This is a genomic window from Pseudomonas sp. GW821-FHT09C10, from assembly GCF_059418085.1.
Genome location: NZ_JBWKPE010000007.1, coordinates 139,177 through 161,239, shown reverse-complemented (window position 1 = coordinate 161,239; position 22,063 = coordinate 139,177). Strand labels below are relative to the sequence as shown.

Annotated in this window: 8 protein-coding genes; all 8 read left to right on the top strand. The window is 64.3% G+C overall.

Annotated features, from left to right (window positions below; all coding sequences use genetic code 11):
• Nucleotides 1–425: 425 nt before the first annotated feature.
• The 8 genes from AC07OT_RS15515 to AC07OT_RS15480 all read left to right on the top strand — a co-directional run bounded on the left by AC07OT_RS15515 (nucleotide 426) and on the right by AC07OT_RS15480 (nucleotide 22,063).
• Nucleotides 426–1,610 (top strand): substrate-binding domain-containing protein, encoded by a 1,185-nt coding sequence (locus tag AC07OT_RS15515; RefSeq protein ID WP_495108430.1) that lies wholly within the window; start codon nucleotides 426–428, stop codon nucleotides 1,608–1,610.
• A gap of 186 nt (nucleotides 1,611–1,796) precedes the next feature.
• On the top strand, nucleotides 1,797–14,285 hold the full coding sequence (locus AC07OT_RS15510; RefSeq protein ID WP_495108429.1) for a filamentous hemagglutinin family protein: 12,489 nt from the start codon (nucleotides 1,797–1,799) through the stop codon (nucleotides 14,283–14,285).
• Between the two features lie 818 nt (nucleotides 14,286–15,103).
• On the top strand, nucleotides 15,104–15,697 hold the full coding sequence (locus tag AC07OT_RS15505) for a transposase (protein ID WP_065939822.1): 594 nt from the start codon (nucleotides 15,104–15,106) through the stop codon (nucleotides 15,695–15,697).
• A 59-nt stretch (nucleotides 15,698–15,756) separates the two neighbouring features.
• Nucleotides 15,757–17,346 carry a ShlB/FhaC/HecB family hemolysin secretion/activation protein gene (locus AC07OT_RS15500; protein ID WP_495108428.1) on the top strand — a complete coding sequence of 530 codons (1,590 nt, stop codon included), beginning with the start codon at nucleotides 15,757–15,759 and terminating at the stop codon, nucleotides 17,344–17,346.
• A 24-nt stretch (nucleotides 17,347–17,370) separates the two neighbouring features.
• Nucleotides 17,371–19,170 (top strand): DUF2341 domain-containing protein, encoded by a 1,800-nt coding sequence (locus AC07OT_RS15495; RefSeq protein WP_495108427.1) that lies wholly within the window; start codon nucleotides 17,371–17,373, stop codon nucleotides 19,168–19,170.
• An 11-nt stretch (nucleotides 19,171–19,181) separates the two neighbouring features.
• Nucleotides 19,182–19,607: an ExbD/TolR family protein gene (locus AC07OT_RS15490; RefSeq protein WP_010211136.1), complete on the top strand. Its 426-nt coding sequence runs from the start codon at nucleotides 19,182–19,184 to the stop codon at nucleotides 19,605–19,607.
• A gap of 3 nt (nucleotides 19,608–19,610) precedes the next feature.
• Nucleotides 19,611–20,315, top strand: a complete 705-nt coding sequence (locus AC07OT_RS15485) for an energy transducer TonB family protein (protein WP_065939819.1) — start codon at nucleotides 19,611–19,613, stop codon at nucleotides 20,313–20,315.
• A 47-nt stretch (nucleotides 20,316–20,362) separates the two neighbouring features.
• Entirely contained in the window at nucleotides 20,363–22,063 is a 1,701-nt protein-coding gene (locus AC07OT_RS15480; protein WP_115488586.1) for a putative porin, read from the top strand.

Sequence of the window (22,063 nt, the reverse complement as noted above, 5' to 3'; positions counted from 1 at the left end):
AGCGGGCTTGCCCCGCGTCGGGCTGCGAAGCAGCCCCAGTAAAGCAGAATGCGGTATATCAGAAACTCTGCTGAGGCTGGTTTTGGGGCAGGCCGATATCGCCGGCTCCCAACCTCGGGTTCCTCATTCCGTCACATCCAGGCCCTGCGCCACAGCCCGCGCCGCCTTGGCGAAACCCGCGCTGAAACCTCGCTGTCACCTGCCGCCAAACCGCTCACAATCATGACCAAAACACCCGAGAATCTTTTTAAAAATCAAGCCCTTCCTCCCGAGGTTTTTTCCTTTTGCTGTCATCGGAAACTGCGAAATTTCCTACCCATGGCCTCACCCCTTGCCACCCCCGAGACACGGCTCGGGACCGAAGCCATGGCGTCATGCAAGAGCCATCTACCCCAACGTACAAACACGACGAAAGGAGATTCTTCATGTTTAAGCGCAACGTTCTCGCGGTATCCATGACCCTCGCTGCACTGTGCTCGGCACAGGCTGCATTCGCTGACGTAAACGGCGGTGGCGCGACTCTGCCACAGCCGCTGTACCAGACCGCCGGCGTCCTGACCGCTGGCTTCGCCCCTTACATCGGTGTGGGCAGCGGCAAAGGTAAGCTGGCGTTCCTGAACAACGACTATAGCCAGTTCGGCACTGGCACCAAGAACGTGCACTGGGCTGGCAGCGACTCCAAACTGTCGGCGGCCGAGCTGCTGGCTTACAAAAACGACCACCAAGCGGCCTGGGGCAAATTGATCCAGGTGCCATCGGTTGCCACGTCGGTTGCCATTCCGTTCAACAAGGCCGGCACCGCGGCGGTTAACCTGAGCGTTAACCAGCTGTGCGGCGTGTTCTCGGGTCGCCTGACCAACTGGAACCAGATCACCGGTTCCGGCCGCACAGGTGTGATCAAAGTTGTTTACCGCAGTGAATCCAGCGGTACCACTGAACTCTTCACCCGCTTCCTGAACGCCAAGTGCAGCGAAGCCAAAACGTTCGCCATCACCACCACCTTCTCGTCGAGCTACGGCAACGTGGCCAATAGCGCGCCGGCCGGTTCCGTGGCCGCGACCGGCAGCCAAGGCGTGATGACTGCGCTGAACGCTACGGACGGTGGTATCACCTACATGAGCCCGGATTACGCCGCGACTACTTTGGCCGGTCTGGATGACGCCACCAAAGTCGCCAAGGTTGCCGGTGTTTCGCCTGCGCCTGCCAACGTGTCGGCCGCTATCGGTCAGATCCTTGCTCCAACCCAAGCCCGCCCTAATGGCACGTTCATCGACGCCACCAACCAAGACAACTGGGTCCCAGTATTTGCTGCCACCGCGAGCGGCTCAGCTACCTTTGCTTACCCAACTACCGGCTACCCGATCCTGGGTTTCACCAACGTGATCTTCAGCCAGTGCTACGCCGACGCTAATCAAACCACTCAAGTGCAAGACTTCTTCCTGCGTCACTACGACAGCGTTGATAACAACGACGCTGCCATCAGCGCCAACCGCTTCGTACCACTGCCAAGCAACTGGAAACAAGCGATCACCGACACCTTCGCTACCGCTTCCAGCGCGCAAGGCATCGGCAACACCAGCGTCTGCAACGGCATCGGTCGTCCGCTGTAACCCAAGCGTTCAACGACCCGCAACACCTGATCAGCAACGGCCTGTGCCGTTGCTGATTTTTTTGCATTAGCAGCCGTATGTGAACTTTGCATGACAGAAGTTCAGTCGCGCCCCTCGCCAACCGCCTAACCCTCATACGTGAGCGTGCCTTGCTCCCTGCGTGATAACAAAGAAGGAAGATCCCCGATGGTCCGCTGCAAATCACCGGTTAACCTGAAAGCCCAAGAGACGATCCTGCGCCTCAAGCCACTGGCCCAGGCCATCGCCCTGTTGATGGTGGCGGGCAATGCCCATGCGGCTACGGCGTTCAGTTCCAGTTGGTTTGCCGACAAGGGCGCGACCCAGGCGGCGACGGCGGCGCGGCTCAGTGCCGGGCAGGTGCCGGGGGTTCCGACGCTGAACCAGCAGGCACGGGTCAACCAGCAGTTGGCGCGTTCCATCAGCACGCTGAACACCAGTGTCGCGGCGATTGCCGCGCAACAGGCCGCGCAAGCGGCGGGGCGCCAGGCTGCGTTCGGCCAGGTGTCGACGATTCCCGATGGCTTGGGCAAGGGCGGCTTGCAGGTGGACAACAGCCTGACCCAGGGCTGGACCAACGCCAAGGCTCCGAGCCAGACCCAGGCCGGCGGCAAGACCACGGTGAGCATCGAGCAGACCGCCGACAAGGCGATCCTCAACTGGGAGACCTTCAACGTCGGCCGCAACACCACGGTGGACTTCCAACAGCAATCCAACTGGGCCGTGCTCAACCGCGTCAACGACCCCGATGCCCGGCCCAGCGAGATCCAGGGCCAGATCAACGGCGCCGGAACGGTGATGATCATGAACCGCAACGGCGTGGTGTTCAGCGGCACCAGCCAGGTCAATGTGCGCAACCTGGTGGCAGCGGCGGCGAACATTACCGATGAGCAGTTCACCCAGCGTGGCCTCTACGTCGATACCACCGGTACGCAACCGACCTTCACCGACGCGGCAGGCAAGGTCGAGGTGCAACGCGGCGCGCTGATCCAGACCCACAACGCCGCCACGTCCACCGATGCCGGCGGCTATGCCTTGCTGCTCGGCACCGAGGTTGAAAACGCCGGTACGCTCATCACTGCCAAAGGCCAGACGACCCTGGCGGCCGGCGACAGCTTCTATATCCGCAAAGGCGTCGGCACCGCCGGCAACGAGCGCTCCACCACCCGTGGCAATGAAGTTGCGACGGCCCTCAACGCCGACAGCACTGCGGGCAAGGTCACCAACAGCGGCCTGATCATGGCCTCCACCGGCGACATCACCCTGACCGGCCACCAGGTCCAGCAAAACGGTGTGGCCCTGACCAGTACCTCGGTGGATACGCGCGGCACCCTCCACTTGCTCAACGCGGCCAGTGACACCACCGGCAGCGTCACCCTGGGCGAGGGCAGCACCACCGCAATCCTGCTGGACGCCAGCGGCAGCGGCGCCCTCAATTCCCAGAAAAACAATGGCCTGACCTCGCTCGATGGCAAGCCCGCCAACCTGATCACCGAGCAATTCAACCACTTGAGCGCCGTGGCCGATCGTACCGACCAGTCGCGTATCGAGATCGTCAGCGGCGGCACCGTAGACTTCCAGAAAGGCTCGATCACCCTGGCCACCGGTGGCCAGGTCGCGGTCAGTGCGGGCGGGCGCAGCCTGGTGCGCGATGGGGCGATGATCGACGTGTCCGGCGCGGCGGGCGTCAAGGTGTCGATGGAAGCCAACAACATCAAGATCAACGTACAGGGCAACGAGCAACGCGACGCACCGGTCAACCGTGAAGACGGGAAGCTGATCAACAACGATGTGTGGGTCGACCTGCGCGAACTGGTGTTTGTGCCGGCCGGTACCAACGGCTATGCCACGGACCGCTGGTACACCGCCGGCGGCTTGCTGGAGGTTGGCGGTTACCTCGGCACCCAGGGCCACTCGGTGGGTGAGTGGATGGCCCAGGGCGGTACCGTGACCTTTACCGGCCAGGACGTGGTGACTCAAAAGGGTGCGCAGATCAACCTGTCGGGCGGCACCGTGGATGTGCAGGCCGGGTATATCCAGCAGACCTGGCTCAAGGGCCCGGACGGGCGTTTGTATGAGCTGTCCAACGCGCCCGGCGACATTCTCTATTCCGGGCTCTATAAGGGCTACGAAGACACCAGCAAGCGCTGGGGCCAGACCGATTTCTACTACAACCCGATGATCGCCAAGCAGCGCCGTTACGAGAACGGTTATACCGTGGGCCGCGATGCCGGCAAGCTGGTGGTCGGCACCACCAGTGCGGTGCTGGAAGGCCAGGTGGTCAGCGATGTGTTCCAGGGCGATCGCCAGACCCAGACACCGAACATCAACCTTGACGGTTACCAGCAGTCGCAGAAGGCCATGGCCCAGCGCGCGCAGTTGATCATTGGCGGCTACACGCCGGTCTACAACAAGACCACCGGCACCCTGCGCTATGCGCTGACCGGCAGCACCGAGCAGGTGCTGATCGACAGCAATACACAGAAAATCGCCGATGGCCTGGACCTCACGACGGCGCTGCCAGCGGATCGCCAAGGCCAGATCGTGCTCGACAGTGACCAGCTCAACGGTTTCCAGTTGGGCGCAATCAAGGTCGCCGCCAACCAGCAGGTCAGCGTCAACGGTGCACTCAACGTGGCGGACGGTGGTGCTATCACCCTGCTCGGGCCAGGCGTCACCATCAATGCCAACCTGACGGCCCACGGTGGCAGCCTCCAGGCCGGGAACATCCTCAGCCAGGTCGATCCGACCAAGGACGGCGCTGTCGAGGACACGATCCTGCCGGGCGACGGCAGTGTGACGGTCGCCGCCGGGGTCAAGCTGGATGCCAGCGGGCGCTGGAATAACCTGCTGCTGGACGCGGCCAACAGCACCGGCGTGGCCTATGTGAACGGTGGCAATGTGTCGCTGCGCAGCACGGGCAACGTGCACCTGATGGCCGGCAGCGTGGTGGACGCCTCTTCCGGCGGCACCCTCGGCGTGGATGGCCGGCTCACCGGCGGCAAGGGCGGCAACGTGACCCTGGGCGCACTCGGCGCCCTGGGGCTGGACGGCGAGGTGCGCGGCTATGGCGTCACCGGCGGCGGCACCCTGGCGTTGCAGGCGCGCAAGGTGCAGATCGGCGACAGCCCCCTTGCGGCGGATGCCGACACCCTGAAACTGGCCGCTGACTTCTTTAATAAAGGTTTTTCGGCCTACGATATCACCGGCAACGAGGGCTTGATCGTCACCGACGGTACCCAAGTCGATGTCACGGTCCCGGTGTATCGGTTGGGCGCACAGGCGTCGTCGATCGCCACCGGCAGCGACCCGGCCAGTGCGTTGGAGCGCTGGACGCCCATGCTCTATCAGGAAGATCCGACCAAGAGCCTGCTGACCCAGCGCCGTGGCGCCGGCTTGAGCCTGAACGCGGGCTACGTCGACTCCACCGCCGAACAACTGGCAACCGCTGCCCTGACGGTGGGCCAGGGCGCGGTCATCAATGTCGACCCCGGCCAGGCCATCAGCCTGCGCAGCGTTGGCCAATTGAACATGGACGGCACGCTGAACGCCTGGGGTGGCAGCGTGACCCTGGGGGGCATCAAGGCTGGGTCTGCCGAGGATGTGAATGCGGCTGGCCATGGTCGCTCCATCTGGGTTGGTGAACATGCGCTGATCGATGTCGCAGCGCGTGCTGCCACGGCGGTTGACAACCTTGGCCGCGCGTATGGCCTGGTCCGCGACGGCGGTACCATCACTATTGGTGGCACGCTTGATCTGCAGACCGGGGTGGCCACGGCCAGTGACGTGTTTGTGGTGGTGCGTGAAGGTGCGCGCCTGGACGCCTCCGGCACCGAGGCCCTGCTGAATGTTCCAGGGCAGGGCATGGTGCGCCAGGCCAGCAATGGCGGGAGTATCAGCCTGGCGTCCAATAACGGCCTGTACCTGGACGGCAGCTTTGTCGCCAGGGCGGGGGGCGCCGGCGCTGCGGGCGGCAGTCTCGCGGTCGCATTGGACAGCCCGCTCTACACACTTAATACCGTGGTTGATCAGGTGCTCAAAGGCCGTGAATTGCTGATCAGCCAGACGCACCAGCGCCACGACCTGGCGGGTACGCCGCAGGAGGCTGCCGGCAGCCTGGAGTACGGCCATGGGCGTCTGGGAGTGGACCAGGTCAGCGCGGGCGGTTTTGACAACCTGGCCTTGATGAGCAACGGGCTCATCAGTGCCGATGGCGATGTTTCGCTGACGCTGGGCCAGAGTCTGCGGCTGTTCGGTACGGCCTTCGGCCTCAGTGAAAATGCCGCTGACAACACCCGGGTCAACCTGGCTGCACCGTATCTATTGCTGGCTGGCGTCAACACGCCAGGCCGGGACGGCTATGTGCGTCCGGCGATTGTGCTGCCTGTCCCGTCCCAGCGTGAAACCGCCGCTCAGTTCAACGCCCGCGCTAGCCTGATCGATGTGCGCGGCAGCGTGCTGTTTGGCGTCAAGGGTAGCCTGCGCCAGGCGGATGGCAGCCTGTTGGATATGGAACGGCGTGGCTTTGACCAGGTCAACCTGACCAGCGAGGGTGACCTGCGGTTTCTGGCAGGGGCCAATGAGAACGGAGTCGCCCTGGGTATCAGCACCCAATTGCTGGCCCAGGGCGACATGACCTTGCGCGCGGCGCAGTTGTACCCCGGCACACAGGTCGGCGCGCGGGTGATCGCGGGCTACCTGGGTGAGGCAGGTATCAACGATATCCTGTTCGACCCGTTGCGTACGTTGACCATTGGCCGTACCGGCACGGCCGACGCCGCCATTCCCTATTCGGCGTTCGGCCGTCTGCAACTGGGCGCCGCCACGGTTCGCCAGGGCGGTGTGGTGCGGGCGCCGCTGGGGCTGATCGATATCGGCAGCATGGGCAGTAACCTGGTGCAACTGTTGCCGGGCAGTATCACCTCGGTCAGTGGCAAGGGGCTGGTGCTGCCCTATGGCGGCACGCTGGATGGCCAGGAGTACCGCTACAACGGTCAAAAGGTCACGTTTATCGGCCAGGGCGGGGTGGCCAACCTGAACAGCGACTTGAGCGTCGGCGTCATTCTGGGCGGTACCACCGTCGCCGTGCAGCCGGATGCCACGCTGGACCTCTCCGGCGGTGGCGAACTGCTGGGCGCCGGCTTCATTTCCGGGCGCGGCGGTTCCACCGATGCGCGCTATAACCCGCTGGTGCAGTTCGGCGCCAACGGCGGGTTTGTGCTGCCGGGCCTGTCCACTAACCCGATCTATGCGATTGTGCCCGGGGTCCAGCCAGGCGCGGCGCCGGTGGCGGCGGAGGGCGGTGCCGTGGCGCCGTTGATCGGCCAGCAGATCACCATCGGCGCTGGTGTGCCGGGGTTACCGGCGGGCACCTACACCCTGATGCCATCGACCTACGCCCTGATGCCGGGGGCCTTCCGCGTCGAAATCAATGGGCTGGCCGGGCTTGGCGGCGATGGTGCGACCACGCTGATGCGCAATGGCTCGTGGGCCACCTCGGGGCAGCTGTCGATTGCCCACACGGGGATCAGCAACAGCGTCGCCAGCCAATTGATCCTGACCTCGGCCGATACCCTGCGGCGTTATTCCCAATACAACGAAACCAGCTACGCCCAGTTTGCCAGGGCCGATGCAGCCCGGATCGGCGTGCCCCGGCCGATGCTGGAAGCCGACGCCAAAACCTTGAAACTGTCGCTGCGCCCCGGTGCGGGTGCGGATGCCTTCTCGTTCGAGGGCATCGGCCGTTTCGATGCCGCCCCAGGCGGCTACGGCGGTACGGTGGCAGTGCTGGACCCAACCCGGCAGGGTATCGAAGTGGTCGGCGCGGGCAAGTCCGCCACTGCAGACTTCGCCGGCATCACGCTCAAGGCCGACACCCTCAATGCCTTGGGTGCATCGCGGCTGGTGGTGGGCGGCATGACGGTGGTGGAGTACGGCCAGTCCGGGAACTTTATCAACCTGGCATCCGGCGCGAATGGTGCCAACAGCACGGTGACGCTGCGCGAAGGGGCAACACTGGCGGCCCCTGAAGTCTTTCTGGTGAGCGACACCGGCGCAATCGTGGTGGAGCAGGGCGCCTCGATCAACACCCTAGGCCGCGGCAAGGCCAGTTACGACGCACGTGACGGGTTTATCTATCGGGTTGCCAACATGCTGGCGGTGTCCAACGGGCTGCTCAATGTGGTCAGTGCGCCGTCGCCAGACGGGGTCAGCGGCGGGATTAACATCGGCGCCTGCGACGGCGGCACGTGCAGCGGCCAGACCGGCCTGTACTCCGATGGCAGCATCGTGGCGCTGACCAACAGTACCTTCCAGCTGGGCGACCAGGTGCGCTATGGCACGCGTCACCTCAACCTGGGTGTCAGCACCATCAACCTGGGCAGCGCCGAAGCCCTCGCCGCTGCCGGAAACCGCGTGCCGGCCGGCCTGACCCTGACCCAGGCGCTGCTCGACCGCTTGCTGCGCGGTGACACGCAATTCGGCGCGCCTGCCCTGGAAACCCTGCAACTGTCGGCCCGTGACAGTTTCAATTTCTACGGCACCACGTCCCTGGACACTTATGACCCCGTCACCGGCAAATCGCTGCTGAACAACCTGATGCTGTCCACCCCGGCGATGTATGGCGCCGGGGCGGCCAACGATGTGGCGACGATCCACACCGCCAACCTGATCTGGCTGGGCGCCACCAACGCCCCTGGCGCGGTGGTGACGGGCGGCGCGGGCACCGGCAGTGGACGCCTGGACATCAACGCCGAGCGTATCGAATTCGGCTACGGCGAGTTCGGCCAGCCGAGCAAGGTGAAGCTTTTCGACCGCCTGGCCTTGGGGTTCGCCAACGTCAACCTCAACGCCAGCGAACGCATCACCGCCAACCACAAGGGCAGCCTGTCGGTGTACCAGCGCCAGGGCGCGTATGACCCGGTCAACGGCTTCCAGTACAGCGGCGGCAACCTGACGATCCGTACACCGTTGATGACCGGTGAGGCCGGCTCGGTGAACACGATCAAAGCCGGCGGTGCGATTGATATCGGCGCGTCGGCAGGCCCCCGTGGCACGGCCAACGGCCAGGGGGCCGAGCTGTCCCTGCAAGGCGACAGCATTCGTGTGGCCGGTGCGGTGGTGTTGCCCAGCGGCAAGGTCAGCCTCAGCGCCCGGGGCGATGTGGTCTTGACCGATGACGCCTTGATCGACGTGGCCGGCCGCGCCATTGCCTTCAACGATGTGACCCAATACGGCTGGGGCGGCGATGTGTTACTGGACAGCCGCAGCGGCAATATCCGCCAGGCGGCGGGCTCGACCATCGACCTGTCGGCCCAGCACAACCAGGCGGGTAAATTGCGGGCCGTGGCCACGGATGCGGCGGCCGGGACCGTCGACCTGCAAGGCAGGATCCTTGGCAGCAGCAGCGGTTATTACGCGGCTGGCGGCACCTCGATGCTCTACCAGGCCGCTACCGTGGAACTCCAGGCCCAGCACCTGGGCGGCAGCGGTTCCCTGGACCAGCAGTTCGCCGACCTTAACCAGCGCCTCAACCAGGGCGCGGTCTTCGGTGCCCGCAGCTTCCAGCTCAAGCAGGGCGACTTGACCATCGGCAACGGGCTCAAGGCCGGCACCATCAGCGTGTCCATGGATAACGGCAGCCTGCGCGTGAACGGCCTGGTGGACGCCAGCGGTGAGCGGGTCGGCAGCATCAACCTGGCCGGCAAGCACGGCCTGACCCTCGACGGCACGGCGGTGCTCGACGCCCATGGCAGCAAACTGCGGGTGGACAGCTACGGCAAGATCATCGACTCGCCCAACCGCGCCATGGTGGTGCTGGGCTCCGGTGACGGCCAACTGACCCTCGCCGAGGGGGCACGTATCGACCTGCGTCACGGTACTGCTGCGACCGGCAATGACGGGCGCAGCCGCGGTACGCTGGAGCTCAACGCGCCGCGAGTGGGTGGCAATGACATCGCCATCGACGCCCGTGGGCAGTTGACTATCCAAGGCGCGCGTTCGATTGCGCTCAACGGCATGATCACCTACGACGACGCCCCGGAAAAAACCGACCCTACCGCCAGCGGCAAGCCGTATCAGGAAATCACCCAGGGTTACCTGGATGGCAAGCACGCCTTGAGCGACGCCTTTATCAAGGCTGCGTTGCAGAACAGCAACCTGCTGCAAAACAAACTCGCCGGATTGAACAACGCCACTTACGCCGATGCTTTCCACCTGCGCCCTGGCGTGGAAATCGTCAGCAAGACGGCGGACGGCGACCTGGTCGTGCAGGGCGACGTGGACCTGTCCCGCTACCGTTACGCCAGCCTCAACCCCCATAGCCAGCAGGATAATGCCGTCTACGGCTCGGGTGAATCCGGCAGCCTGACCCTGCGCGCCGGGGGTGACCTGAATATCTATGGCAGCATCAACGACGGCTTCGCACCGCCGCCGGCGTCTGCCGATGACAAGGGCTGGGTGCTGTTGCCGGGTATCGACTACCGTGGCGGCACGGTAGTGGTGCCTGGCAACGGCGTGACCCTGGCCGACGGCACCGCCTTCCCGGCCGGCGCGACCCTTAACTATGACCTGCCGATCAAGGGCCTGACCGTCGCCGCCAATACGCGTTTGCCCGTGGCCGCGACGTTGGGCCAGGACCTGGTATTGCCTGCGGGCAGCGTCGTCGCGGCCGATGTGCGCGATGCCGGCGGCACTCTGTTGTTTGCCGCCGGTACCTTGCTCGGCGAGGCGCAGACCCTGGTGGCGGGTACGCAACTGGGCGCCGGTACGCTGTTGACCGAGGGTACCCTGCTGCAAGGCATGACCTGGCCAAAGGGCGTACCGCTGCCAAGTGTGGACCAGGCAGGCCTGACCACTAACATTGTGCTGCTCGATGGCCTCAAGGCCTTGCCCACAGGTGCGTTGATCCCTGCCGGCACGGATGTCAAGTTGCCTGCCGGGGTCCAGTCGGTGGCGTTGCGCGCCGGTGCGGCCGGGCAGCTTTGGGCGATCTCGCCGATGCTTGCCGAAGGCACCCAGTCGTGGTCGCTGCGCCTGGTCGCGGGCGCCGATACCGAGGCTGCCGACAGTCGCATCCTGCAAGCGCACCCGCGCAGCGGCGACCTGCATCTGGCGGACACTCACTACGGCATGTTCGCCAAGGCATTACCACCCCGTGGCGTGGAAACCTGGACGGCTGCCGGGGTCACGTACCTGGCGGGCGTCGGGGTGACCGTCAAGGCCGGTGATCCGATCGACCAGCGTGTGCTCGACGGCCTCAATAAGGGCTCAATCGATGATTTCTGCGGTGCATCCCCGCAATTCTGCAAGACCACGGGTGCTTACATATTCACTCCGGCGGCAGTCGCTCGATTCGCGAGGAAGGGCATCATCGTAAAGGCGGGGGACGAGGTCACCGAGGCGCTGGCGTTCAGTTTCAGTCAAATTACCGTGGAGCAACTGTGCGCGAGCCCCACGTATTGCCAGATGAAAAACCCGCAGGAATACGCCGCTGCACCGGCAAGCACGCGCTTGAGCGTGATCCGCACCGGGACCGGCGATCTGGAGTTGCTGAGCGCGGGCAACCTGAGCATGGACTCGTTGTATGGGGTGTACACCGCCGGTACGTCTTCTGCCGGCACCTTCCAGGGCGACCCCTACAATCAGCCGAAGGCGAAGCAGGGGGCCACCGTGCTGGGTGATCCTGGCAGCCTGTTCGAACAGTTCGTCAACGGCTCGTCCACGAGCTTGTACCGGGCCTGGTATCCAGAGGCCGGGGGCAATCTGACGATTAATACCGGGGGTGACTTGACCGGTGATATCACCAGCATCGCCCAGAGCAACATCGGGCGACCCAACCCCAAGGATCTCGGGTTCGATTCGGCGGCAATCGGCAACTGGCTATGGCGCCAGGGCAGCAGCGATGTGGCGACGGGTGGCCAGGCTCAACCGAGCGCCTGGTGGATCAATTTCGGCAGTTACACCGCAGCGGCTGCAGGCGCGGACAAAATGCTCGGTTTCACCGGCTTCGGCACCCTGGGCGGTGGCGACCTGGCTGTCAATGTCGGCGGCGACGCCGGGGTCTTGAACACCCTGGGTTATGGCTTCGGCAACGATGCCGTAAACCCCCATAGCCAAGGCCTGGTCCTGGCAGTGGGCAGCACGGGCAGGGTCGCCAGCGATGGCAGCCTGCAAGTGACCGGTGGGGGCGATCTGCGGGTGCGCATCGGTGGCAGCATGAACCCTGCCAGTGTTGTCGTTGCCAATGCGGACCATCGTGACGGCATGCTGGTCAATCTTCGTGGTGATGTGCAGTTGCGCAGCGCCAGTGTAGGCAGCGTCGATTTGCTGTACGGGGCAACCTCTACCGAACAGAGCCCGGGCGAGACCCGTGCCTTCGACCCGCTGGTCTCGACCCGGGGCGTGGCGCGCGGTGGGCTGACCCTGGTGCCGGGTGACGCCACGTTCAACGTGCAGACCCTGGGTGACCAGGTGGTGAAAACCGTCGAAGACCCGGGCCGGGTGCCGGTTAGCCATTCTTCGCCTTTTGCACAAGGCACCACCCTCGGCACCGGCAGCAGCTGGTTTACCCTGTGGACCAAGGACACGGCCATTGATCTGTTTTCCTTGGGCGGTAACCTGACCCCCGTCAGCCTGCCCGACACGCCGGCTGACCTGGCTGTGGCCTACCCGTCAATCGTCAGGGCAACGGCGGCCGGCGGCAGTCTGTATTACGGTAAAGCGGCCCGTGCGCAGGAGAACTCTGACCTCAACTACACAGACCCCCTGATGTTGGCTCCCGGGCCGGCCGGCCAGTTGCAGTTCCTCGCCCAGGCCTCGATCTACGCCGGTGGCATGGCCGTGAGCCAGTCCGGGGCGGCGCCGAGTGCGATGGCAACCCCTTGGAACCCTGCGTACCAGGCCCGTATTGGCAATGCTGTCGTGGTCAGCAACCTGCCGCCCACGGGTAGCCTGGTCAGCCTGTCGCTGTTGGCGTTCGGTTCCGGCACGGCAGCCGCGTCATCCGCTGGCAGCGCTGAGCCGGCGCGCTTTTATGCGATAGACGGGGACCTGGTCGGGGTGAGCAGTGGTCGGATAATCACGTTCAGCAGTGACCCTGGATCCCTGCATGAGGGCGAGACCTGGTATGAAGGGAATGGCCCGGTCCGGATGATGGCCGGGCGGGATATCGTCAGCAGTGGGCGTAGTTTTGGTGTGGACAGGACGGACGCGCCTTCGAGCAATAATCTGTTCCTGCACAAAAACGCCAACGATATCTCCATCGTGTCGGCCGGTCGCGACATTCTCTACAGCAACTTCGAGGTGGCCGGGCCTGGCCTGCTGGACGTGTCGGCAGGCCGCAATATCCTGATGACGGGACCTGCGGGCGAGTACAGCGTGACCAGCCTGGGCGGGGTATTGCCAGGTGACAGCCGCCCCGGCGCGAGCATTGTGATGCAGGCCGGTGTCGGCGCCAACGGGCCGGATTACCAGCGTTTTGTCGAGCGCTACCTGAACCCTGTCAACCAGGCACAAGCGGGCGAGTCGTTGCAGGGGACCAAGGTCGCCAAGACGTACGAAAACGAACTGGTTACCTGGCTCGCCGAGCGCTTCGGTTTTGTCGGCGACAGCGAGCAGGCCCGCGCCTACTACGCGGCGCTGCCCGCCGAGCAGCAACGGATATTTGCCCGCGACGTGTACTTCGCCGAACTCAAGGCCGCCGGCCGCGAGTACAACCAGGACGGCAGCGTGCGCCAGGGCAGTTACCTGCGCGGTCGCGCGGCGATTGCGGCGCTGTTCCCGGACAAGGACGTGGCCGGTAACGCGATCACCTACCAAGGCGACATCACGCTGTTCAACGGCTCGGGCGTACACACCAATGCCGGTGGCTCGATCCAGATGCTCACCCCGGGCGGCAGCCAGACCTTCGGCATCGAAGGCGCGGCGCCGCCGTCGACAGCGGGTCTGATCACCCAGGGTTCGGGAGATATCCAGCTGTATTCCCTGGGCAGCATCCTGCTCGGCCAGAGCCGCATCATGACCACCTTCGGCGGCTCGATCATGGCCTGGACCAGCGAGGGCGACATCAACGCCGGGCGCGGCTCCAAGACCACCGTGGTGTACACGCCGCCCAAGCGCGTCTATGACAACTGGGGCAACGTGAGCCTGTCGCCATCGGTACCGAGCACCGGTGCGGGGATTGCCACGCTGAACCCGATCCCGGAAGTGCCGGCGGGGGATATCGACCTGATCGCGCCGATGGGCACCATCGATGCGGGGGAGGCGGGCATTCGGGTATCGGGTAACGTCAACATCGCCGCCCTGCGGGTGGTGAACGCGGCGAACATCCAGACCCAGGGCAAGTCGTCCGGGGTGCCGGTGTCGGCCACCGTCAACACCGGCGCCATGAGCTCGGCCAGCGCAGCGGGAGCGGCGGCGTCCCAGGCCGCAGAAGACGCGGCGCGCAGCCAGCAGGCGGCGGCCAAACAGGGCCGGCCGTCGATCATGACCGTGGAGGTGCTGAGCCTGGGCAGCGAGCCGTTGCCGCGTGAACCGGAACCTCGGAAAACCTCGGGCTACAACCCCGACAGCCCGGTGCAGGTGTTGGGCGCGGGGCCGCTGAGTGAACAGGCGCGGGCGCGGTTGACGGATGAGGAGCGTAAGCAGATCAGTTTGTAGAACTTCAGAAGGACCTCTCGATGTACCGTTCGGGGCGATCAGTGATCGCCCCATTTTTTTGCGGAAGCAGAAGGGCGGCGAGCTTATAGCCGAGCGGTATTGTGGGGGGACTCGGTTAAAACTGTGGGTGCGACGATTCGACTTGCTCCCGATGGCGGCCTTTGGGTCGACCATTTGTTGGAGTTGGAATGAGTACATATCCGTTGCTGCGGTAACGGCTGCCTATGGTTCCGCTCTTACAGCGGGTCACTTTGGAAAAGCCCCAAAGTAACCAAAGGGCTCTTGCCCCAACACTCGGCACCTCGCCTAGGCTCGGTGTGCCCGAACGAAGGCTTGAATCCGTGGGCCGCCGTCATGGGCCATCCTTGGCCCAGGACGGCTAACCCGGCGTCCTGCCGGGTTACCCACGGATTCAAGCCTGCGTTCGGCCAGCGTGTTTGACGGGGCGCCTAGGATCAAGATCAAAAGCCAGAGCAAAAGCAGACCGAGGTCCATCTGATATATGGAGATCCAAATGTGGGAGGGGGCTTGCCCCCGATGAGGGAGTGTCAGTTGATGGATTTGGTACTGACCCACTGCAATCGGGGGCAAGCCCCCTCCCACATTTACCCAGTACACCAGACCCAACTCCGGTCGGCTTCAGGGCCGCACATGCCGACCCGGAAAAATTGCCCCCCTCACAATCTCAAATGAAGCTTTCATGACAAAAGTTCGGTAGCTCATCGCCACTTCCGTCTTGCCTATGTAACGCGCTGGAGGCCGCCACGAGTCGCCTCCCCAGCCGTCAGCGGGACGCCAGGAGTGGGGCAATGGGAACTATGGAACGTTACTCGAAAGTAGGCATGCAGGAGCTCGACCAGCGCCTGTCGAAGATCGTCGAGGCTGCGCGCAAGAAGCCGGTTTCGGTGTACCGCTACGGCGCGCCGTGGGTGTGGATCGTCTCCCAGGACGACTGGCAGGGCGCCTTAAAGGAAGTGTCCAGCTACATCCCGGCGGGGCATTCGCTGGTGTTGTTGCGCCCGCAGATCGACGAGGTGCTCGAGCAGCATCGCGACCTGCTCCAGGTCGCGCCGGGCATGTCGATCGCGCCGCAGACCGTGGTGCAGATCCTGCTGCTGCAACTGCTGTATTCGGTGCCCAGCGAACAGCAGCTGCACGAGCAACTGAACTACAACCTGCTGTTCCGCTGGTTCGTCGGCCTGGAGCTGAACCAGAAGGTGTGGAGCATCCACGCTTTGCAGCGCGACATCGCCAGCCTGTTGAACAACCCGCAGGCCGTGCAGTTGATTCAGACCATCATCGGTGAAGTGTTCTGTGGCGCCTTGCTGCACATGCCGGAGTTCTCCCTGAACTTCGCCTTGCTGCACACCTGGCTGGCGCGGCACAGCCATCTTTCGACCAGCAGCAATTGAGCAGGCCAGACGCCGTGCAATCGGCGCCGGCGCAAAATCTTAGACAGTTAGGGGGCGGTGTGGAGCATCTGTTCAAATCAACGCTGGCGTTGTGCTGCCTGACGCTGGGCGTCCTGGCGCAACCGGTGTGGGCCGAGGAGGGCGATGAGGCCCCGGCGCGCAAGGTGGACGTCAACGAGTACTTCGTGCGCGGCAATACCGTGCTCGATGCGGCGACGATCGAGGAGGCGGTGTACCCGTTTCTCGGCCCGCAAAAGACCCTGGACGATATCGAAGGCGCGCGCGATGCGTTGCAGAAGATCTACCAGGCGCGTGGCTACCAGTCGGTGTTTGTCGAGCTGCCGGAACAGAAGGTCGATGACGGCATCGTCTATCTGCAGGTCAGCGAAACCAAGGTCGGCCGCGTGCGTGTGGTCGGCGCCAAGCACTATTCGCCGGTGGAGATCCGCGAGGAAGTGCCGGGGCTCAAGGAAGGTGCGGTGCCGGATTTCACCACGGTGCAAACCCAACTGGCCGGGCTCAACCGCAGTGCCGGCCGGCAGGTCACGCCACTGGTCCGCGAAGGCCAGCGCCCGGGGACCATGGACGTGGATCTGCAGGTCGAAGACCAGAACCCCTGGCACGCCAGCCTCGGCCTGAACAACGACTACAGCGCCGACACCGAAAAGCTGCGCTCGGTCGCCACCCTGGGCTACGACAACCTCTGGCAACTGGGCCACAGCATTTCCCTGACCTACTTCACCGCGCCCCAGGACACCGAGAACGCCAAGGTCTGGTCGGGCTCCTACAGTGCGCCGCTGAACGAACGCTGGACCTTGCAGTTCTCCGGTTACCAGTCCGACAGCAACATCGCCACCATCGGCGGTAGCAACGTGTTGGGCAAGGGCCATTCCTACGGCGTGTCCGCCATCTACAGCTTGCCGGCGACGGGCAACTGGGCCAATTCGTTTTCGTTCGGTGTGGACTTCAAGGATTTCGACGAGCAGATGAAGTTCGGCGCCAGCAGCGACCAGGTGCCGCTCAAGTACGCGCCGTTCACCCTGGGCTACAACGGCTATCGCTACACCGAGCAATCCCAGCTGGGGTTGGGCTTGAACCTGGTGGTTGGTACGCGCGCATTCTTTGGCTACGGCAGCGACGCCGAGGAGTTCGATTACAAGCGCTACAAGGCCAGTGCCAGTTTCGCCGTGCTCAAGGGCGACCTGAATTACACCTACACCTTCGCCAACGATTGGCAGTCGGCGTCCAAGGGCGCTTTCCAGCTGGCCTCCGGGCCGCTGGTGTCCAACGAGCAGTATTCCGCCGGCGGCGCCACCTCGGTGCGCGGCTACCTGGCGGCCGAGCGCACCGGGGACGAGGGGTATTTGCTCTCCCAGGAACTGCGCACGCCGTCCCTGGCCAAGTTCCTCGGCAGTTATGTGCAGGAGTGGCGCTTCTATGCGTTCGCCGAAGGCGCGCGCATGCGCCTGCACGACCCGCTGCCCGAGCAGGAAGACGAATACAGCCTGGCCAGTGTCGGCCTGGGCACCCGCGCCAGTTTGAGCAAGTGGTTGTCCGGCAGCCTGGATTGGGGTTACCCGCTGCTCGATGGACCGAACACCCAGAAACAGGACTCGCGACTGCACTTCAGTGTGCAGGCGACTTTCTGACTTTTTCTTCCGGAGACTTCACCCATGCAACGCCTATTCCTGAGCCTGTTGATCTGCCTGGGCTTCGCGCTCCCGGCCACTGCCCATGCCTGGTGGCAGGACGATTGGCACTACCGCAAACAGATTTCGGTGGACACCACCGCCCAAGGCGCCGCGATCAGCCAGGCCCTGGGCCGCACCGCGTTGCTGGTGCGCCTGCACACCGGCAACTTCACCTTTGACGGGGTCAAGGACGACGGCGCCGACCTGCGCTTTGTGAGTGCCGATGACAAGACCGTGTTCAATCACCAGATCGAAAGCTTCGACCCGTTGATGGGCATGGCGTTGATCTGGGTCGATGTGCCCAAGGTCGAAGGCAGCCAGCGCCAGGATTTCTGGATGTACTACGGCAACCAGAAGGCCCCGGCCACCGCCAATGGCCAGCTGACGTTCGATCCGAATTACACCGCGCTCTATCACTTCGATGGCGCCAACGCGACGCCGCCACGGGACACCACGGCCTACGCCAACACCGCGTTGAACGCCAACGGCGCGAGCATCGACGGCGTGATCGGCCGTGCCTTGCAGTTCGGCGGCCAGCCGCTGCTGTTGCCGGCCAGCCCGTCGCTGCAACACGCCGCCGGCGCTGCCTTCACCTTCAGCGCCTGGCTGCGCCTGGACCAGGCCAGTGGCGAGCAAATCGTGCTGGCCCGACGTGACGGTGCCCACAGCCTGTTGCTGGGCCTGAACCAGGGCTCGCCGTTTGTGGAGATCGACGGCCAGCGCGCGGTGTCGACCCAACCGCTTAACCCAGGCCAATGGCAGCACCTGGCGTTCACCGCCGAGGGCGACAAGGTCACGCTGTATGTGAATGGCCGTGAAAGCGCCACGCTCGCCGTGGCCATGCCTGGGTTCAACACGCAGCTGGCGGTCGGCGCCGACCTGCCGGAAGCCGGCAGCGCGCACCTGCCGTTCGCCGGGGCCATGGATGAGCTGCGCCTGTCCAAGGTGGCGCGCCCGGCTGCGCTGTTGCTGGCCGATGCGAGCGCCCAGGGCGCCGAGTCGAAACTGGTGGCCTACGGCGTGGATGAAGAACAGTCCGGCTTCGGCTTCGGCAGCCTGGGCTTTTTGCTCAACGCCGTGCCGGTGGACGCCTGGGTGATCATCTTGGTGCTGGTGGCGATGATGTTCCAGTCGTGGATCATCATGCTGCGCAAGAACCGCCAGGTCAGCCGCCTCAGCAGTGCCAACGAAGTGTTCCGCGAGCACTTCGCCCAGATCGGCACGCGCCTGGAGATGTATGCCGACGATGCGCAGCTGGCTGAGCGCCTGAGCCATTCTTCGCTGTGGCGCCTGTACCTGGTGGCGGTCAAGGAGATCCGCACCCGCCGTGCCCAGGGCGCCGACACCTCGTCGGTATCGGCGGCGACCATCGAAGCGATCCGCTGCTCCATGGACGGCGTGCGCACCCGTGAGAACCAGGCCCTGAGTTCCAAATTGTCGACCCTGTCCAACGCCATCGCCGGCGGCCCGTACATCGGCCTGCTCGGTACGGTGCTGGGGATCATGGTGGTGTTCCTCGGCACGGCCATGGCCGGCGACGTGAACATCAACGCCATCGCTCCGGGCATGGCGGCGGCGTTGCTGGCCACGGCCATGGGCCTGTTCGTCGCGATCCCCGCGTTGTTTGGCTACAACCGCCTGATCACGCGCAACAAGGAAGTCAGCGCCGACATGCGCGTATTCGTCGACGAGTTCATCACCCGCCTGGCGGAGATGCACGGCGAGAGCCAGCACAGTGAAACCGCGCACCGCCGCGACCATCACGCATCGGTTCCGGCCTGAGGAGAATCGCCATGGCTTCCGTAAATGCCTCCCACGACGATGACGATGATGCCGCCGTCGACAGCATCAACATCACGCCCCTGGTGGACGTGCTGATGGTGGTGCTGGTGATGTTTATCCTCACCGCCACCGCCCAGGTCTCGGGGATCCAGATCCACCTGCCCAAGGCCAGCGCCTCGGTGTCGCTGTCGGAGGCCAAGACCAAGGCCATCTCCGTGAATGACGGCGGCCAGGTGTTCCTCGATGCGTACCCGGTGACCCTCGGCGAACTGGAAGAACGCCTGCGCATCGAGAAAGCGCTGAACCCGGACTTCCCGGTGATCGTGCGCGGTGACGCCATGGTGCAGTACCAGAAGGTCATCGAGGTGCTCGACCTGCTGCGCCGGCTGGAGCTGTCCCAGGTCGGGCTGGTCACCGGCAAACCGAGCCAGGGCTGAGTCATGACCGCACAGATCCCGATCACGCCGTTGCCGGTGAAGAACAAACCGCCGTTGCGCCCGTTGAAGTGGGGCGCCGGCCTGTTGCTGGGCGCCGTGGCGGCCTGGTTTCTCTGGCAGTGGGCCAATGACATGAGTGGCGTACGCCGTGAAGCGCCGAAGGTGCCGACGATTATCCCGTTGCCGCCACCGCCGCCGCCTCCTCCGGAAAAACCCAAGGAGCCCGAGCCCCAGGTTGAAGAGAAAGTCCCGGAGCCGGTGCCCAGCCCCGAGCCCGAAGAGGTCAAGCCGGCCGAGGAAGCACCGCCTTCACCGAATGAAGACCTGGCCAACCCGATGCAGATCGACGGCGATGCGCAGTCCGGTAACGACGGCTTCAACATCGGCGCCGGCAAGGGCGGCGGCATGGCCGGCAGTGGCGGCGGCGGGCTGGGGACCGGCACGTACAAGCAATACCTGGCCGGTACCTATCAACGCCTGATGCGCGAAGACCCGGAGCTGCGCAAGAAGGCCTTTGCGATACAGATCGACCTGTGGCTGGGCGCCGACGGCCAGGTGACGAAGGCGCTGGTGGCCAAGTCCAGCGGGGATGCCGACACCGACGCGCAGATGCTGGCGCTGATCCGTGCGCCGCGCGCCACCCAGAAACCTCCGGCGTCGCTGACGCTGCCCATGCGCCTGTCCCTCAAGGGCCGGCGCCCGGATTGATTGCACGAAACCTCTTACCTACGGTTTTTTACAGGAGTTGCGTACACATGATTTCCCCCGTGAATCGACTGACCCTGGCGGTTGGCATGGTCATCGCGACCCTGGTCGGGCAGGCGGCGGCCGCCCCGGTTGCGCCCTCGGAAAACGTCACCATCAACCTGATCCGCCTGCTGGTGCAGCAAGGCGTGCTGACCCAGGACACCGCCAATGGGCTGATCGCCCAGGCCGAAAAGGAAGCCCAGCAGGCCCGCCAGGCCAACGCTGCGCCGGTGGTCGCCAGTGGCCCGGCGACCGCGCCCGGCGATGTGCGCGTGCAGTACGTGCCGCAGGCGGTGCGCGACCAGATCCGCGACCAGGTCAAAGCCGAAGTCATGTCCACCGCCAAGCAGGAAAACTGGGCGCAGCCCAATACGTTCCCCGACTGGATCTCGCGCATCAGCTTTGATGGCGATATTCGTCTGCGCGACGAGTCGCGCTATTTCTCGGGCAACAACAGCAACAACATCACTGACTTCGCCAAGCTCAATGACACCGGCCCGTACGACGTCAACAAGAACTCCAACACCAAGTTCCCGCCGCTGCTCAACACCCGCGAGGACCGCGAGAACCTGTTCCGCCTGCGTGCACGCCTGGGCATGAAAGCGGTGATTTCGCCTGAATGGACCGCCGGCATTCGCATCGCCACCGGCTCCGACAATAACCCGGTGTCCACCACCCAGACCCTGGGCGGCGGCTTTGGCAAAAAGGACATCTGGCTCGACCAGGGTTACCTGAGCTGGAAAACCACCGATTACATGACGTTGACCGCCGGGCGCATCGGTAACCCGTTCTATTCCACCGACATGATGTATTCCAACGACCTCAACTTCGACGGCGTGGCGGCGATCTTCAACCACAGCCTCAACAGCGAGTGGGGCCTGTTCGGTACCCTCGGCGCCTTCCCGGTGGAGTACACCTCCGACACCGCCAGCACCAATGGTATCGACAAGGAAGACAGCGACACCAAATGGCTGTTTGGCGGGCAGATCGGCGCGGACTGGAAGATCAACCGCAGCAACCGCCTCAAGCTCGCGGCCGCTTATTACCAGTTCCAGGACATCGAAGGCGAGCGCTCCAGCCCTTGCTCCACCTGGCAGGGCGCGGCAGGTTGCGACACCGACGGCACGCGCGTGGCCTTCATGCAAAAAGGCAACACGGTGTTCAACCTGCGCAACAACACCACCAACCCGGCTGATCCTGTCCGCACGCCCGACCCGCAATACGTAGGCCTGGCGTCCAAGTTCGATGTGCTGGACCTCAACCTGGTCTGGGACAGCGAACTGCCGAGCGACTTCAAGCTGCGCAGCCAGGCCAACTTCATTCACAACCTGGCCTACGACAAGGGCGAGATGCTCAAGCGCAGCGAAGGCGAGATCGTCAACAACATCAACAGCAATGGTCAGTTTGAAAGTGGCGGCAATGCGCTGATGGTCTCGTTCACCCTCGGCAGCGCCCTGGAGATGCGCAAGCGCGGCGACTGGAACCTGTTGGCCGGCTACAAGTACATCCAGCCCGACGCCTTGCCCGATGGCTTCAACGACTCGTCGTTCCACCTGGGCGGCACCAACGCCAAGGGGTATTTCATTGGCGGCAACTACGGTATCGACAAGAACATCTACGCCAGTGCGCGTTGGTTGAGCGCCTCCGAAGTGTATGGCCAGCCGTTCGAAGTCGATGTGATGCAACTGGAACTCAACACGCGCTTTTAA